The 17460-nt window shown below is 45.3% G+C and carries 14 protein-coding genes; 7 read left to right on the plus strand and 7 right to left on the minus strand.

What is annotated here, in order from left to right:
• Positions 1-251: 251 nt before the first annotated feature.
• Positions 252-926, plus strand: a complete 675-nt coding sequence (locus H6G17_RS22540) for an SDR family oxidoreductase (RefSeq protein WP_192160857.1) — start codon at positions 252-254, stop codon at positions 924-926.
• Here H6G17_RS22540 and H6G17_RS22545 read toward each other — a convergent pair.
• Both H6G17_RS22545 and H6G17_RS22550 read right to left on the minus strand, forming a co-directional pair.
• Positions 913-1332, minus strand: a complete 420-nt coding sequence (locus H6G17_RS22545) for a hypothetical protein (protein WP_192160858.1) — start codon at positions 1330-1332, stop codon at positions 913-915. The two genes, H6G17_RS22540 and H6G17_RS22545, sit on opposite strands and share 14 nt — an antisense overlap.
• Positions 1333-1424: 92 nt before the next feature.
• Positions 1425-2702 carry a S41 family peptidase gene (locus H6G17_RS22550; protein WP_192160859.1) on the minus strand — a complete coding sequence of 426 codons (1278 nt, stop codon included), beginning with the start codon at positions 2700-2702 and terminating at the stop codon, positions 1425-1427.
• Positions 2703-2887: 185 nt separating this feature from the next.
• Between H6G17_RS22550 and H6G17_RS22555 the strand changes: the two genes are divergently transcribed.
• Both H6G17_RS22555 and H6G17_RS22560 read left to right on the plus strand, forming a co-directional pair.
• Positions 2888-4240, plus strand: coding sequence for a deoxyguanosinetriphosphate triphosphohydrolase (locus H6G17_RS22555; RefSeq protein WP_192160909.1), 1353 nt, complete (start codon positions 2888-2890; stop codon positions 4238-4240).
• Between the two features lie 343 nt (positions 4241-4583).
• A complete protein-coding gene (locus H6G17_RS22560; RefSeq protein WP_192160860.1) occupies positions 4584-5588 on the plus strand; it encodes a glycosyltransferase in 1005 nt (334 codons plus the stop codon).
• Positions 5589-5606: 18 nt separating this feature from the next.
• Here the strand turns inward: H6G17_RS22560 and H6G17_RS22565 are convergent, their stop codons facing one another.
• From H6G17_RS22565 to H6G17_RS22580, 4 genes are all read right to left on the minus strand, one after another.
• Positions 5607-6479, minus strand: a complete 873-nt coding sequence (locus H6G17_RS22565) for an inositol monophosphatase family protein (RefSeq protein WP_192160861.1) — start codon at positions 6477-6479, stop codon at positions 5607-5609.
• A 196-nt stretch (positions 6480-6675) separates the two neighbouring features.
• Positions 6676-8253 (minus strand): anthranilate synthase component I, encoded by a 1578-nt coding sequence (gene trpE / locus H6G17_RS22570; RefSeq protein ID WP_192160862.1) that lies wholly within the window; start codon positions 8251-8253, stop codon positions 6676-6678.
• Between the two features lie 239 nt (positions 8254-8492).
• Positions 8493-8921: a photosystem I reaction center subunit II PsaD gene (locus tag H6G17_RS22575; protein WP_015156676.1), complete on the minus strand. Its 429-nt coding sequence runs from the start codon at positions 8919-8921 to the stop codon at positions 8493-8495.
• A gap of 134 nt (positions 8922-9055) precedes the next feature.
• On the minus strand, positions 9056-11062 hold the full coding sequence (locus H6G17_RS22580) for a DICT sensory domain-containing protein (protein WP_192160863.1): 2007 nt from the start codon (positions 11060-11062) through the stop codon (positions 9056-9058).
• A 484-nt stretch (positions 11063-11546) separates the two neighbouring features.
• Between H6G17_RS22580 and H6G17_RS22585 the strand changes: the two genes are divergently transcribed.
• The 4 genes from H6G17_RS22585 to H6G17_RS22600 all read left to right on the plus strand — a co-directional run bounded on the left by H6G17_RS22585 (position 11547) and on the right by H6G17_RS22600 (position 15744).
• The gene (locus H6G17_RS22585) at positions 11547-12572 is read left to right on the plus strand and encodes a glycosyltransferase family 4 protein (RefSeq protein WP_192160864.1); all 1026 of its coding nucleotides are present in this window, start codon (positions 11547-11549) and stop codon (positions 12570-12572) included.
• A gap of 440 nt (positions 12573-13012) precedes the next feature.
• Positions 13013-15319, plus strand: coding sequence for an amylo-alpha-1,6-glucosidase (locus H6G17_RS22590; protein WP_192160865.1), 2307 nt, complete (start codon positions 13013-13015; stop codon positions 15317-15319).
• Positions 15320-15469: 150 nt separating this feature from the next.
• On the plus strand, positions 15470-15562 hold the full coding sequence (gene petN, locus H6G17_RS22595) for a cytochrome b6-f complex subunit PetN (protein WP_015156680.1): 93 nt from the start codon (positions 15470-15472) through the stop codon (positions 15560-15562).
• An 8-nt stretch (positions 15563-15570) separates the two neighbouring features.
• Positions 15571-15744: a hypothetical protein gene (locus H6G17_RS22600; protein WP_158265857.1), complete on the plus strand. Its 174-nt coding sequence runs from the start codon at positions 15571-15573 to the stop codon at positions 15742-15744.
• 69 nt (positions 15745-15813) lie between these two features.
• On the opposite strand, the gene H6G17_RS22605 is transcribed toward H6G17_RS22600, so the two are convergent.
• A complete protein-coding gene (locus H6G17_RS22605; RefSeq protein WP_192160866.1) occupies positions 15814-17364 on the minus strand; it encodes an alkaline phosphatase D family protein in 1551 nt (516 codons plus the stop codon).
• Positions 17365-17460 lie beyond the last annotated feature (96 nt).

A 17460-nucleotide genomic window follows, 5' to 3' on the forward strand; every position in this document is an offset into this window, starting at 1 on the left:
ATCACAAGGTTTTTCTCGACATTGATAGCGTTGCTTTCCTTGCGGAGTTTTCCCATTCTTAACTAGATCTATTCCCTAGCAGTAAGGACAATGTAGTACTTATGTAATCATGGTTATTTTTAATTCGGTTGATGCTACTATTTTTTCAAGTGCAAGTTAGCGCATCAACAATTGTACAATATCTCCAAAATGTGTAACTCATCGTCCACAATGAATTGTGTAGCTTGCATACTGGATTGAGAATTAGAAACATGACGGATAGTTCTTACATTTTTCTGGCTGGTGCGAGTCGCGGTGTGGGGCGGGAAATTGCTCAATGCTTGGTACAACAAGGTTTGCAGGTAAAAGCATTGTTGCGGACAGCGGCGGCGCAAGCGGAATTAGAAGCAATGGGAATTTCGGTAGTTTTTGGCGATGCGTTGAATGTTGAAGACGTAGAACGGGCAATGCTGGGAGATTCTATCTCTACAGTTATTAGCACGATTGGCGGTTTACCAAAAGATGGAGTCAGAGCCGACTATTTAGGCAATAAAAATTTAATTGATGCAGCAGTGAAAGCAGGCGTACAAAAGTTTATTTTGGTATCTTCCATTGGTAGCGGCAATAGTGTATCAGCCATACCTCCGCAGGCTTTAGCGACTTTAAAAGATGTTTTAGTCGAGAAGGAACAAGCAGAAAACTATCTTGCAGCAAGTGGTTTGACTTATACAGTCATTCGTCCTGGGGGGTTGAAATCGGAACCAGCGACGGGTAATGGTTTGCTCACGGCAGATCCGCGTATTGCGGGAACGATTCATCGCGCTGATGTAGCTCAACTGATTTGTCGTTGTTTGAATTCGGAAAAAGCGAATAATCAAATTCTTTCCGCCGTAGATCGGGAAATGCTTTATACTCCAACTCAATTTGAGGAGTTTAGTTTGAACTAAAAGCTTTCACCCAGCCAAGGCGAATAGATAGCGACAGGGCGATCGCGGCAAGGGCAAACCAGACTATACTTTCTCCAGCAGTCGCGATCGCGGGTAAGATGGTCCGGGAGGATTGCAGCGCCATTTCGATTTGAGTTAAGCCGCGCACGCAACCAAAAGCCATAACAGCTCCAGTTTTTAACTGAATATTGCTATCCTCTCGAATGATATAGCGATATGTCACGCCAAATAGAAAGCCACAAACGACTGCGATCGCTCCTGCAAAAAGGCTGGAGAAACTGAAAACGCTGGGGGTAAGCAAGAAGTTATTTACAAAGGTAGTAACGACGAACGCCAAAGCTAAAGTTACAGATGCTATGGTTCCAGCCTTGAGGGATTCTAATCTTTCTAATTGGTCATTGGTCATTGGTGGTTGGTAATTGATAACTGACTGCTGTACGGGCGGGTTTTGACTCCCGATCTACTGTTTTGATTGTTATTTTCTGGCTAAACCCGCCCCTACGATAACTGATAACTGGTCACTGTTTCGATCGCCCGTTCTTTTTGCGGGTCTGCGCCTTGGGCGTATTCTAAAGTAAAGGGAACGGTAATATCTGGAGTAATGGGCTTGCCTTCTAGTCTATATTTACCGTCAATTATCACGTCAGCAACGGCTAAATAAAGAATGCTGCCATCTGGCATGATAAAAGGACGACCACCGACTACTGCACCTGCTGTAGGGGAACCGACTACAGAACCAATTTTATAACGCTGGAAGCCAAACGCCAAAATTTCTTTACCGCTTCTACTACCTTCATTGACAACCATCACGACTGGTTTTTTCCATTGATAGTTTGCTGTCAACGGACGGCGATCGCGTCCTGTCATGGTAACGCTGGGACCATCGGCAGTGTATATATTAAGATAATTGGGCGATGCGCCACCCCATCCATCCCGCAAGTCTAAAACTAACCCATCTGCATCTTTAAGGCGACCGTACATTAAATCTTCTTCAAGTTGCTGCTGGTATTCGTCACCTGCATACGACCAAATATGTACGTACCCGATTTTTTTACCTTCTTTTTGAATAATTTGGGTACTGGCTTGCTGTGCCTTGAGAAACATCGTCTTTGCATCATATATCTGCGGCGTAACCTCAATTTCTTGCTGAGTTTGAGTATTAGCATTTCGCTGAATTGCGATCGCAACTGGCTTACCAGCATTTGTAAAAGATTGGATTGGTTGGAAAGGCTTACCATTAACGCTAACAATGCGATCGCCGACTTTTAATTTGGCTTTCGCCGCCGGACTTCCTTCTAAAATGCCACTAATAAAAGTTTTGCCTTGAATCTCTTTGGTAAAAATACCAATTCCAGGATATGCAATCTTACCTTGGGGCAAGAATTTTTTTAATTGTTTCTGCAAGTCAGGATTGCGTTTGGCAAAAATACCCAAAAGTTGATAATATGCAGGCTCATCTGCGGTGTAATAGCGCGTGTGAGATATCCGCAACTGGGATAGCATTTGATTGACAACGGTAGCAAATTCTGGTGTCGATTTCGCTCGAACTGCTTGAGGCTTATATTGCTCTCGCATTGCTTTCCAGTCTACGCCGTTGAATTTAGGGTCAAAAAAGTTTTCCTTTACCGTTTGCCAAACGCGATCGAATACCTGTACTTGCGGTTTTGCTAGCAGTGATGGTATTGGTGAGACAAACCAGACTAGAAACAGAGTAGAAATACTAATTAAACAGGCGATCGCCCAACGATTTGACTGAGACAGTTTGAATCTCTGCATTGTGGAAGGTTGAGAATTTCGAGCAGGATCTTTAGTCTAGTGCGATCGCCACTCTTACGACTGTCACGTTCTGTTAGGTGAATTTAGCGCGATCGCTCCTTATTTGATTTAGTACAAGCAATAAGTGAAGAATAAGACTTATTGTAGATTTATCCACTGATAAGGGGTATAGAATGGCTACCTTAATGGCATGGTCTAAATTACTATCTCGTAAACGGCTAGGAGAAACTTTTCTAGAAACTTGCGAAGCAGAAATTCCGGTACAAAATCGGACATCATTTCAAAGAGACTTCGATCGCATTGTCTTCTCTTCTTCTTTTAGAAGATTAAAAGATAAAACACAAGTCTTTCCCCTATTTAATAACGATTACGTTCGCAACCGTCTCATTCATAGTTTAGAAGCATCTTGTGTGGGACGTTCCCTCGGCACAATTGTCGGGGAAGAAATTATTCAAAGACATAGTAAAAGTTTGCATGACTATATTGCCTCTGATTTTGGTGATATTGTTGCTGCTGCTTGTCTATCACACGATATCGGCAATCCGCCATTTGGTCATACTGGTGAAGAGGCGATTCAAGAGTGGTTTAAATCGGCTCGCGCTCAGCCAGTATTACAACAGTTAAATCTACAACAACAAGCCGATCTCACCTGCTTTGAAGGTAATGCTCAAGGATTCAGAATTATAACTCAAAAAGAGAAACAAGCCGATCGCATTGGTTTGCAACTTACCTATGCAACGTTAGGTACTTTCATGAAATATCCTAGAGAATCTTCGATCTCTGGTGAGATTTTTCAACAATATCAAGGCAAAAGTATCGCTAAGCATGGTTTTTTTCAGGCAGAAAAAAATTTAGTCGAACAAATTGCCACTGAAGTTGGCTTGATTCGTCGCGATGCAAAGTCTGCTTGGTGGTGCAGACACCCACTTGTATTTTTGATAGAAGCAGCTGACGATATTTGTTATCATATTGTCGATCTAGAAGATGGCTTTCGCATGGGTTATATTACTTATGAAGAAGCGGAAAACTTATTAAAGACTCTACTTAAAAAAGACAATTTAGAATATTTGGGTAGCGATTTATTAGATAACATTAAATATTTACGCTCTAAAACAATCCACCAATTAATTCTTGAAGCTAAGCACGTTTTTCTAGATTTTGAGTCTGAAATATTATCTGGAGAATTCGATGCGCCTTTAACATCGGTTATTCCTTCAGCAAATAGTCTGAAAGAAATTGTAGATATTACACGTAGAAAAGTCTACGAATCTTGCGAAGTAATTGAAGTTAAAGTAGCAGGCTATGAAGTTTTAGGAGGATTGTTAGAAGAATTTATTACTGCTATTAGTCAAGAGCAATTTTCTAAAAGCTATTTAATTAAAAAATTACTGCCTAATTTTAAAGCAGATGATGAAAACTTAGATATATACAAGAAAATTTTGAAAGTCACGGATTATATTTCTGGCATGACTGATTCTTATGCCGTATCAGTTTATAAAAAGATCAAAGGAATTTCTCTACCTCGGGGCGGGAAGTAAGCCGCAACTTAGTCTTTGTTAGTAAAGTCTTGATTTATCGTTGCATAGTACGAGATCGCGCGTACTATTGAAAGAAAAATCCAGCTAAAAGTAAAGGTACAAGCAGCAAGGCAGTGATAATCAAAAGCAAAGTACCTGGTTCAATTTTGATTTCGTTTTTATCGGGTTCGGGCATTTTGCACCTACAAGCAAACACTCATACTTTCAGGATAAAAGATTGTTGTCTACCAGTTAAAGCCCTTTTAAGTTGAGAAATGTAAACATAGCTTGCCTCAGATGAGGATGAATAAGGTTGAATTTGGTTTGGATGAGCTAACTTACAGGCAGAATACGAGGCGATCGCATGAGAAAATTGTATTTCTTAGTACCGGGAACGGGTGGGAAGTTTGCCTGTGGTGGGCTGTGGGCGGAGTTAAAAACTCTAAATCTGGCAAAACAGATTTGTGATGCAGAAGCGGTAACATATCGTCAGCGAGAAAAGGATACGCCGTTCTTACAAGATCTATTGCAGAGTAATTTGAATGCAGATGATGTCATATTTGTACTGAGTTGGGGATTTGATGTCGCCAAACTCGCTAATCAGCTCAAACAATATCATGCGATCTATCATGCCCACAGTACGAATTATGGATTTAGACTTTCAGCCAATATTCCAATTATTACTGTCAGTCGTCATACTATGGGGTATTGGGGACAGCGATCGCCACATTCTCTAATTTATTATTTGCCCAACCAAATTAGCGATGAGTTTCACAATTTTAATCGCCAACGCGATATAGACGTTTTAGTTCAAGCACGAAAATCTTCTCAATATCTCATCCAAGAATTAATTCCTGCTTTAGAACAAAGCTATCGCGTAGTCGTCGTGAATTCTTATGTTGAAGATATAGCAGAACTATTTAATCGGGCTAAAGTTTACCTATATGATTCAGCAGAATATTGGGCGCAACAGGGAGTAACTGAAGGATTTGGACTACAACCTCTAGAAGCGATGGCATGTGGTTGTCAAGTTTTTTCCAGTGTAAATGGTGGGTTATCCGATTACTTAGATCCTGGTTTTAACTGTTATAAAATTGCTGGATATACGCGGGAATTTGACGTGCAGCGGATTCTCCAAGTCATAGAACGTCCTCAATTACCTTTTCTCTCTGAGTCTGTTTTGGCTGAGTACCGGACTGAGAATATTTTGAAACGGTTACAAGTAATTTTGCAAGATATTAATATCTTTTTCGACAAGCGATCGTCTTACGTTCATCCAATTCGAGATTTGACATCGATACGGATCGCCCAGTTAAACTTAAAAAGATTCATGAGTAAGTTGAGCAAAAAATATTTTCAAGCGCGATAGGAAAATGCGATCGAATGCTTACTCTGCCAAACTTTGCACTGCTGCTAATAAGTGCTGGTGTACCAACTCTGATGTAGCGACTATGAGTCCAGGTAGGCTGTAGTCCTTACAGGTGTGCAAGGGAGGAGGAACGGAATCATGATGAGTGGTGACAATGCAGCCAGCTTCTCTAGCGAGAAAAGCGAGTGCAGCACCATCGATAAATTTACCAGAGGCGATCGCTGCCCCAGCTATTTCACCAGTTAAAATACCGTTGAGGTTAGGAACTTGAATTTCCCGCGAGTAGGCATTAGCTATATCTATAATTTCGTAATTTTGTTGTTTCAATCTCGATTGAATCGCACTCATCCCCCATCCTAATAAAATAGTCGGCTTTGGCTGTTCGACTCGTAATGGCTTACAGGCTGCTAAACTCTGGTTTAACGCCCCTTGGAAAGCGCCTTCGCCACGTAGCGCGTAGTAGTAGGTATTTTGGGCGGGAGAGATGGCAATGACCGCTTCAAAGTCGTCCCAATTGAGAATGCTGAGAATGATTTGATAATTTGCATGTCCGTCGAGGTAGAACTGAGTCCCGTCTATGGGGTCTAGCGTCACGAGATAATCGCCTTCACCACCCAAATCGATCGCGCGGAAATATTTGGTATTGCGCGATTGTTCGTATTCTTCTCCGTAAAATCGGATGTGGGGAAAGTTTGCCAAAAGTGCCACTTCCACTAAATTCTGAATCGCCAGATCTGCATCGGTCAAAGCCGCAGCAAAGAAATTATCTCCTTCTCCTTTTGCAGGGAGTGCGGTAATTTTAGATTGAATCCGATCCGCGTAGGCTGCTGCTACTTGAAGATGGGGAAATAAACTTGCGACGATCGCGCGTGGACTCGGTGTCTCTGACATGAAATTCAACTGCTAGAGGACTGAGCAATATTAGCAAAACCTCAAACTCTTGGCAGCGTCTCTAGAACACAAATTCAGACGACTTAGGATTTACCCACTTGAGGTGAGAAATTCGATCCCCCCTGGTTCCCCCCTTAAAAAGGTGGGGATTTGTTGCCCCCTTGTTAAGGGGGTTGGGGGATCGTGGCATCAGCGCTTAATTTTTTTCCAAACAACGAATCGCGACTAAAAGACCCCTAGCTTTATTGAGAGTTTCTTCATATTCTTTGTCTGGGTCAGAGTCAGCTACTATCCCAGCACCAGCTTGGACGCTAGCAGCACCATCACGCACAACCATAGTACGGATGGCGATCGCGCTATTCAACTGCCCTTCAAAGTCATAATAACCGTAAACTCCAGAATAAACCCCACGACGGCACGTTTCTAATTCGTGAATAATTTCCATTGCCCGAATTTTTGGCGCACCACTGACCGTACCAGCCGGAAAACAAGCTTTAAGCAAATCCCATGCTATCTTATCTGGTGCGAGTTCTCCCACGACATTGCTAACAATGTGCATGACATGAGAATAGCGCTCGATCGCCATTAATTCATCAACGTTCACCGTACCGCTTTTACACGCCCGCCCCAAATCGTTACGTCCCAAATCAACTAACATGACGTGTTCGGCAATTTCTTTCGGGTCTTGCAATAAATCTGTGGCAAAGGCTGCATCTTCCTGGGGTGTTTTTCCCCTCGGACGAGTCCCCGCAATCGGGCGCAAAGTCGCCACCATCGTCCCATTTGAATCTCGTTCTGCTTTCACCATCACTTCAGGACTAGAACCGATAATTTGCCAGTCTTGAAAGTGGAAATAAGCCATATAGGGAGAGGGGTTAATCAGTCGCAGAGAACGATATAAAGCAAATGGATCTCCCTCATAGGTTGTCGTGAGGCGTTGGGAGAGGACGACTTGAAAAATATCGCCAGCTTTAATGTATGCCTTTGCCTTATCGACATTGGCACAGAATTGTTCCTTGGTAATGTTACTCGTGTAATTTAAGGGGAGTCGGGAGTCGGTAGGGGCGCACTGCTGTGCGCCCGTACTAGAGAGTCGGGAACGATTGTCTTTTTCTCTCACTTCTTCTGGCGATTGCCATTCTAAAACCGTATCCCGATGCGACAGAGGGAGTTGGAGTTTCTCAACCATTTGACGCACGCGATCGCCCGCCTGTTGATATGCTTGCTGGGGATTGGCATTGTCGCGCACGTCGGCATAGGCGATCGCCCAGATTTTGCGCTTGACTTGATCGAAAATGAGTAATTGGTCTATCTGCATCCACAAGCCATCCGGCTGGTCGCTTTCTGTTGCTGGATAAACTGGAACCCTGGGTTCGATCCAACGGATCAATTCGTATCCCCAGAACCCAAACAAACCACCAATACCTGGGGGAAGTTGAGGTAACTTCACCGGATGATAAGGTTCTAAACACGATGCTAGGGCAGCAAACGGATCGCCCTCAATCGTGACTTGCGTACCATCGCGATAAGTTTGAATCGTGCGATTGCCTTTTGCCGCTAAAGTCCATAGCGGATCGCACCCCAAGAAGCTATAGCGCCCGATATTTTCGCCTCCTTCGACCGATTCCAACAAAAAGCTATAAGGCTGTCCCGCACACACCTTATACCAAGCAGATACAGGCGTATCCAAATCCGCTACCCATTCTTGGTAAACCGGAATGAAATTACCTTGCGTCGCTAACTGCTGAAATTGAGCAAAATCGGGAAAAATCATGATGAACAAGTCAAAAGTCAAAAGTTAGAAGTCAAAACACTAGATAACCAGAATGTATGGCGAATATCGCCTACCTTCTGCACGGAAAACTGAAAAAAGTAAATGTAGGGTGGGCATTGCCCACCCCACTCAGAAAGTTTTATATTATTGCCTTTTTTATCAACAAAAAACAGAGACTAGAAACTAAAAACTAGAAATCGTAATATCCCTAGCCCCTAGTCTCCAGTCCCTAGCCCCGATTAGGGTGCGTCGTATGGCTGTACGCCGCTGAACTTCAACTTGGCTGGGCTGGGGTTGCTGCCAATGTTGCGATCGACGTAACGTACTTTTGGACGACCTTGGTTGACTTTTTCTGGGAAGACACCATCAGCCGGATGAATCATCTGAGTTTCCCCATTAGGATAAACTCGATAGATTTTGTAGTCGTTAATTTTGAATTTTGCCCGCAGTTGTTGCCCGCCCAAAGCGATACCATACTCTTTGCGAGCAATTTCTAGCTTGTTTTTACCCTGCCGCATGATGGCTGAACCACCTGTAGGCATTTCAAAAACTTGCTCTTTGGGGCTAGTCCAAGTGATAACGTATTTTTCTTCTCTTTCTGCTTTGGTCAGCAAGCCACCAGTGCCGCCACCAAATATAGGTGTTTGTCCCTCAAGTGTTTCTGCCATAGATTTCTCTCTCAAGGTTTTTAGGGCATCCTATCACTGAGATAGCGTCTATTTAGCCAGTATGTAAGGAACTGTAACAGTTTGTCAGGGAGCAGGGGGACAAGGGGGACAAGGGAGAGACCAATGACCAATGACTATTCCACAGTCGGAACTGTGAAGTGAAACGTACTCCCTTTGTCTTTTCCTGCTGATTCTGCCCAGATTTTCCCGTTCCAGCTATTGACAATTTGACGACAAATTGCTAAGCCTAAACCCGTACCTCCTGCGGTGCGACGGAGCGCGCCTTCTTCTTGGTAGAAGCGATCGAAAACAATTTCGAGCCGATTGGGTTCAATACCGCGTCCGGTATCGGAAACGGTGACCTCTAGCGTTGTGCCACCATTGGTACGCGCTGCGATCGCGATCTGTCCTGTGGGAGGCGTAAACTTGCAGGCGTTATCCAACAGTTTAGCGATTAACTCTACCAACCAGTCTCCATCAACCCTAATCAGAGGAAGTTGGACTGGAATTGTGCTGACGATCTGCGGTAAATCTTCTGGGTTAGAACGGGTGCGGACGCGGCTGAGGGCAAGCTCGACGCACTCATCTAAGGGTAAAGTTTCAGGATGCCATTCTACCCGTCCGCTTTCTAAGTTGGAGAGGGTGAGAAAATCTTGGACTAATTTGCGCATCCGCTCGGAGTCGGTAAGAGCAGTGCTGAGCATGACTTGCCGCAATTCCAAGGGCATATCTGGCTCGGTAGCAAGGCTTTCCAAACAAACTTGGATCGTCGAGAGGGGGGTACGCAGTTCGTGTCCAGTAATCGCAATGAGGTTGCTGCGGGTGCGATCGAGCGCCTCTAATTGCTGGTTGAGGTCTTCTAGATTTGCGTAAGCTTCGGCTTGAATCAATGCTGCGCCTACCTGAGTGGCGATCGCTTCGACTAAAGAAGTTTCATCTGCCGTCCACTGGTGTGGTTGGGAACCACAATAATGAGATTCGACTATTCCCAATAACTTACCTTGGTACAACACTGGCATTAACAACCAAGAACGAATATCCATCTGTTTTACGAGCTGTTGTAGCAGGGGTGAATCAGTCACGCGGGAGTCAGTTTGAGTATCGACAATACAGATCGATCCTTGCTGAGCGGTCATTTCTTGAAATAAGGGATTTTTTTGTAAAGGCATGACTTTTCCTACTACTGAGGAAACGCCAGGTTGTAAATATTCGTGGGCGATCGCCACCCTATCATCGTTAGCTTGGGCGCGATAAATCAAGCAACGGCAGGCAGCCAGGGCAATTCCCAATTCGCGAACTGCGACTTTCAAAATTTCTTGGGGATGTAACGGTAGTCCGGTGGCGCTACCTTTGCGAATCGCAGCGGTAATTGAGTTGATGAGGCGTTCTTTCCGTTCTTGGGCAGCAATCGAGCGGTAGGCTTTGAGTAATTTGTACTGTCCGGCTTGCAGGTACGTTACTAATCTCTGGACGAAAGGATTGGTATCGATCGCCGCAGGATCTAGTGAGGGTAAAGTAATCGGGGCAGCAGTTTTAGACTTTTTCGCTGACGATCGCCTTTGTGGAAATATACCGAAGCGATCGCGTGCGAGTTCGATTTTAGCGGCTAATTCTGGTCTGTAATGTAAAATGCGTTGAAGTAACAGCTCGGCTGCGATACAGCTAATTTGTCGCTCGGAAGTCCAGATGCCTTCAAACTGGCGGGTGGGGTCCATATCCACCGCTGGCAAATGAGGTGAGGGTTTAATCTGGACTATGCTTGGGCGTTCGCGGCAAATCAGGCAAGTACTATAGTTCTGCCCAATGACGACAAGATGCCATTCTTGACTTAATGATTCTGTTGGATCGAAGGCGATCGTCTCGTAATATTCGGAGGCATTGGTAAAATCCGTTTCCGGTGCTGCTAGTACGTAGACTTGATTCGTTTGCCGAGCGATACGCTTGTAGCGGTGGGCTTCTTGACGATAGAAGCGTTCTCGCTGAAAGCTAGCAATCAGCAACGGTTGGTCTGAAGTCGAAGCAAGCACTTGGTCTTCCATCGCATGGGACAAAGCCGTTAAAGAAGCTTTGAAATAAACTTGGGGTCGCAGTTGGGGTACTGCTACTAGCAGATCGCTTAGCACAGAAGTCAAATTGCTCATGACTGTGTTTGTCGATCGCGTTACCTGCGTACCACCCTGCCAGGAGAACTAGGAAGCGCGATCGCTGCTTGCTTGCATCGAGGGTTCTCTATCAACCATCCTACCGATACTGGGGACTAGGAGCTAGTAGTCAGTTATTAGGGAGCAGGGAGTAGGGAGTAGGGAGCAGGGGAAAAGAGCTGAGGGAGCACAGGGACCTGAGGAGCATGGGGGAGAAAATACCAAATACCAAATACCAACAATATCCTTAGATAGATAGATGTTGTAAAAGTCAAGTAAAAATAGTATAAGTTAATCTTTAGAACTAAAAATTCTAAGTATATAAACCTATAGAGGGTTACATCTAGGCGAGTTTGTGCCTTTTATTAAAACTTATTAAGCGATGAGAGAAATCTTCTGTCGTTTGCGAGTAAGAAGGCTGCCAAAGGAAATTGGCAGCATTCTTCGGATCGATTTGTAGTTACTGCTAAATTACCAAAAAATAATGAAAATCGCTCAGATTGCTCCTCTGTGGGAACGAGTCCCACCCTTTCGCTACGGTGGTATTGAATTAATCGTTAGTTTACTAACTGACGAATTAGTCCGGCGCGGTCATGAAGTCACGCTGTTTGCCTCTGGTGACTCGATTACTACAGCTCAGCTCAAGTCAGTCCACAATAAAGCATTACGTCTCGATCCCAGTGTCAAGGAACCAGGGCTTTATGAGCAAATGATGCTATTTGAGGTTTTTAGCAACGCCGATCGTTTTGACATTATTCATTCTCATGTTGGCTGCGCTGCCTTGCCTTACACTGGTTTTGCTAAAACGCCTACGGTACATACAACTCACGGGATTTTTACTCCTGATAATGAAAAGATGTTTCGGCGTTTTGCTTGGCAACCATACATCAGTATTAGCGAAGCGCAACGAGAACCTCGTCTAGGGTTAAATTACATTCAAACTATCTATAACGGTATTGATACCTCGATCTATCCGTTTCAGGCTCAACCTAGTCAACCAGCTTATCTGGCTTTCGTCGGTCGCATATCTCCTGAAAAAGGTCCGATTGAAGCAATGAAAATAGCCCGCGCTGCTGGTTTACCATTAAAAATGGCTGGCAAAGTCGATCCGGTGGATCGAGAATATTTTCGCGATCGCGTCGAGCCATTAATTGACGGTGAGCAAATCCAATACCTTGGGGAAGTATCTCATGAAGAGAAGGCTCAGCTTTTGGGTGGAGCTACAGTAACTTTGTTTCCGATTACCTGGCGAGAACCGTTTGGTCTAGTCATGATTGAGTCAATGGCAACAGGCACGCCTGTAGTTGGCATGGGTTTGGGTTCCGTACCAGAAGTGATTGCTCATGGTAAAACAGGCTTTGTTTGTCATTCTCTAGAACAAATGGTGGATGTGATTCCCGATGCGATGAAAATAGATCGCCAAACATGTCGCGACTATGCGATCGATCGCTTTAGCGTCCAAGCGATGACGAGCGCATATGAAAAGGCGTATCAAACTTGGAAGGGGTAGGGGAAAAGTCAAAATTGAGGAGACGGTTGATGATGAGTAGCTGGTGGCTGGTGACTAGTAACTAGAAACGATTCTAGCCACCAGCCACTAGTCACTGATAACTGACAACTGACAACTGTTTGCCTTTGTTACTTTATGAGTTGACCCCTGGATTGAAAGCTAAGATTTTTTAACTTTATCGCAAACATCTTTAATGAGTTGTATTTCTATTTAAAATCTGTTTACAATAATTCACATTGTTCAAATTAGTGTAATTAATTATTGCTGACGCTTATAGAAATTACAGATATAAGCTGCAACTTTAAGCGCAAAAGTCATAGAGAAAAAGTTGTTGCTGAAAGTAGTAAAGCCAATAAAAAAATTGCGATCGCAGGCTCTACTAAGAAGGTTGATAATAATAAAACTGGGTCGCACACCTATAACAGCAAAAAGCCTTTGGTATGACACTGGATACGATAGCAACGCAAGACAGATTAGAAATAAGTGGTAGAGTATTCGTTCCCGCAGAACAATTGCCAATTCCAGAATGGCCCTGCGTGTTGAGCGAAAGACCACAGCCGACTTTGACGATTAAAGACGACGATCTATTTTTGGTGACAGATACGCTAGGAAATATTGCTGGCGGCTGTTATAGCGATGATAGTGCAGCTAGCATGGGGTTATTTTGCTGCGATAGCCGATTTCTAAGTCGCTTAGAATTACAGATTGAGGGGCGATCGCCTGTTTTACTCAGTAGTACTGCCGATAAAGGGTTTTCCCTTTCTGTCTTATGTACTAATCCTACAGTAGACAATCGCTTGAAAGCTGACACCCTGGGCATTCGTCGCGAACTGGTTTTGAATGGAGCACTATTTGAAGAAATAGAAATTTCCAACTACAGCACGAGTGCCGTCAGCGTTTCTATTAGCCTGAGTTTTGATGCCGATTTTGTCGATTTATTTGAAATTCGCGGCTTTAATCGAGAAAAGCGCGGTAAATTGCTACGGCTTGCCGCAGTAGATGGAAGACAGAAAGAGAGAGGAGACAAGGAAGACAAGGGAGCAATTACCAATTACCAATTACCAATTACCAATTACCAATGTCCAGAAACACTCACCCTTGCTTATCAGGGTTTAGATAATTCCATCATGGAATCGCGGTTGCAGTTCCAACACACTCAGCCAGATTCATTCAAAGGCTATACGGCAATTTGGCAGCTAGACTTGGCTTCCCACGAAACCAAAAAGCTCGGTTATCGATTGTCAATGACAATTAACGATCGCTCGGCTTCTACCGTTCACGCTCCCAATACATTAGTCCAAGCAAGAGCAGCGGAAGACTCAGAGGAACTGCACTGGTGTCAGCAAAGCACGCAAATTCGCTCTGACAAAGCTGATTTCAATCATGTCGTCGAGCGAGCCGAGCAAGACATGTATTTGCTACGGCAATCTTTTGGCAAGTATAAAACTGTTTCCGCTGGCGTACCTTGGTTTTCTACTCTATTCGGACGAGATTCGCTGATCGCGGCGGCTCAAACTTTAATGTTAAATCCGTCGATCGCCCGCGAAACTCTGATTTTACTCGCAGCTTATCAAGGCAAAACTGAGGATGAATGGCGGGAAGAAGAACCAGGCAAAATTTTACATGAAATCCGCATGGGAGAAATGGCACGTTGCCATGAAATCCCCCATACGCCTTATTACGGTACGATCGATGCTACTCCTTTGTGGTTAATGCTCTATGCCGAATACTTTGCCTGGACTCACGACTTAGAAACCCTAGATCGTTTGTGGTCAAATGCTTTAGCAGCAATGGATTGGATCGATCGCCGCCTCAAGCCAACGGGATATTTATCCTACTTCCGCCAGTCACGCGGAGGTTTAGCCAATCAAGGTTGGAAGGATTCTGGCGATTGTATAGTTAATCGTCAAGGAGAACTAGCCACAGGAGAGATCGCTCTATGCGAAGTGCAGGCTTATGTCTACGCCGCAAAAGTGCGACTGGCAGAAATTGCTCGGATGAAGAAGCGGCTCGATCTTGCCGAAAAGTGGCAGGATGAAGCCAGAGAGCTGAAAGTTCAATTTAATCGCGATTTTTGGCTGTCTGACCAAGATTTTTGCGCATTGGCGTTGGATGGGGAAGGCAAACCAGTCGATAGTATTACCTCTAATCCCGGGCATTGTTTGCATCTAGGCATTTTTACACCTGAAAAAGCCTATAGCGTTGCCGAACGGCTCCGAGCGCCAGATATGTTTAACGGTTGGGGAATTCGCACTTTAAGCAGTTTATCCCCTGCCTATAATCCGATGGGCTACCATCTCGGTTCGGTCTGGCCTCACGATAATTCTCTGATCGTGCTGGGACTGCGATCGCTTGGGCTAGTGGATCAAGCCTTGGACGTATTTCAGGGGTTATTCGATATGACAGTTCAGCAACCCTACCAGCGTCCACCAGAACTATTCTGCGGCTACGAACGCAATGGCGATCGCTCTCCCGTCCAGTATCCCGTGGCTTGTTCTCCCCAAGCTTGGGCAACGGGAACAATTTTTCAGTTATTGCAAACAATTATCAATCTCGTACCTGATGCTCCAAATAATTGCTTGCGAATCATCGATCCGGCTTTACCAGACTCGATCAATCGCCTATCCATACACAATCTACGTGTCGGTCCTACCTTACTCGACCTAGAATTCGAGCGTGCTGGCAATACGACCGCCTGTCGCGTGGTCAAAAAACGCGGTAACCTGCGTGTGGTCATCGAAGCGTAAGAGAATTGGTTGTTGATGAGTGGCTGGTGGCTAGTGACTAGAAAAGATTTTAGCCACTAGCCACTATTCACTGATAACTGATAACCGACAACTGATTCCTAGTATGATTAACACTAGAGTTGTTTTGTGAATTTGTTGTAACAGATTGTTATGGACGCTATTTTGACACTGGGTTGGGTTGGATTGCTGGTAACTTTTACTTGGTCTATTGCTATGGTCGTTTGGGGTCGTAACGGACTGTAATAAATCCCGTGGATACAATACCAGTTTTCAACATTCTGGCGATCGCGGCGTTTGGTCTTTTACTAGCGGTCACTGGTGGTATCGGCTACCTGACACTGGTAGAATGGCGCGATCGCCGTCGTCGCGATCGGGAAAACAAAGAACTTCGTCGTTCTAGCAAGGCAAAGAAACAACGAAAGTGAATTCCGAATTCCGTCAGCCGAAGGCGAAGCGAAGCGTTATTCCGAATTCTCCTCACGTACCACTTACTCCTAGCTCCTCACCCCTAATTTCCCGTTCTCCACGACGAATGAAGCAAGCGTTCTCACACTGGCTTCGGGTTGGCGGATGGTTGAGACAATCCGATAGTTGGTTACTAGGCGATCGTGTGTCAAGTGGCATCGAACGTACCCCCGGTAAGTTCCGTTAAAAAATTTGGTGTGGGGGTTTCTGCTCATCGCGATCGTTGCCGTCGGAATAAACTGCTTGGGAAAATTGGAAGAGATAGAAGTGCCGACAAACTCAGTGCCAACGGTGGGGGAATTAGGATTTTTAAAGTCAAGTTTGAGGTCGTGTACCCAACTGGAATGCACGTCGCCTGTAATCACGATGGGGTTAGCAGGTTGGCGTTGTGATAGAAATTTCAGCAATCGCTGACGCGCTTCGACATAGCCGTCCCACTGATCGAGATTAAATAACTCCGAACGAGAGCGCGGATCGACATCGAATTGAGCGAGTACGGTTTGTTGAGCAAGAATATTCCACCGTGCTGTGGAGCGAGTTAAGCCTCGAAATAACCATTGTTCTTGCTGGTGTCCCATCATCGTTGCATTAGCAGCGAAAGCTTCCTGACAGCGAGATTTAAATCCGCCGCCGCAGGGCTGCTGAGTCCGATACTGGCGTGTATCTAAAATATTGAATTCAGCTAAGTCACCAAACGTAAAGCGCCGATAGAGCTGCAACCGAGAGCCTTGGGGTGCGCGATCGCGTCGTAAGGGCATATGCTCGTAATACGCTTGGTAAGCAGCTGCCCGCCGCCGCCCAAAAGCCGATGGCGAGTCGCCGAAGGCAGAGCGATCGCCTGCATAGTTATTTTGTACCTCATGATCGTCCCAAGTCACGATCCACGGAAAGGCAGCATGAGCCGCTTGAAGGTTGGGATCGGTTTTATATAAAGCGTAGCGGTTGCGGTAATCGGCAAGACTAACAGCAGCGGGAGTACGGTGCGATCGCACGCTATCGGTGCGAGAGCCGCCATCGTAGATGTAGTCACCCAGAAAGACAACTAGCTCCACATCTTCCTTGGCTAAGTTTTGATGTGCCGTATAATAACCGTTCTGCCAATCTTGACAGGAAGCAAAAGCAAAAGTTAGTTGTCCGAGTGCCTCATTCAGTGCGGCAGCGGTGCGCGTGCGTCCAATTGGACTTTCGGCATCCCCTGCTTGAAATCGATACCAATACCAACGTCCGGGTTGCAACCCTTCTACCTCAACGTGGATGGCATGGGCGAATTCTGGAGTGGCGATCGCTTCTCCCTGCTGAACAATTTGTCGCATATTTTCATCAGTTGCCACTTGCCACTGGACGACAACCGATTCGGCAGGCATCCCGCCACCTTCCAGCGGATCGGGTGCGAGGCGGGTCCAAATGACGACACTCTCTGGCAGTGGATCGCCGGAAGCCACGCCCAACTTAAACGGATACTGGGAGAATTTCGGTTTCGCGATCGCCGTTTTTGTCTGCCATTGACTAGCGATCGTTCCAGCCGCCAAAGCCGCTGCACCAAGCAGCAACTCCCGCCGCTGCAATTTGTTATTTGTCATTGGTCATTGGTCATTGGTCATTTATAGTTATTCTCCCTTGTCCCCCTTGTCCCCCTTGTCCCCCTTGTCTTTCCCTACTCCCTGCTCCCTGCTCCC

It is taken from the genome of Chroococcidiopsis sp. [FACHB-1243] (genome assembly GCF_014696895.1).
Taxonomy (GTDB): Bacteria; Cyanobacteriota; Cyanobacteriia; order Cyanobacteriales; family Chroococcidiopsidaceae; genus Chroococcidiopsis.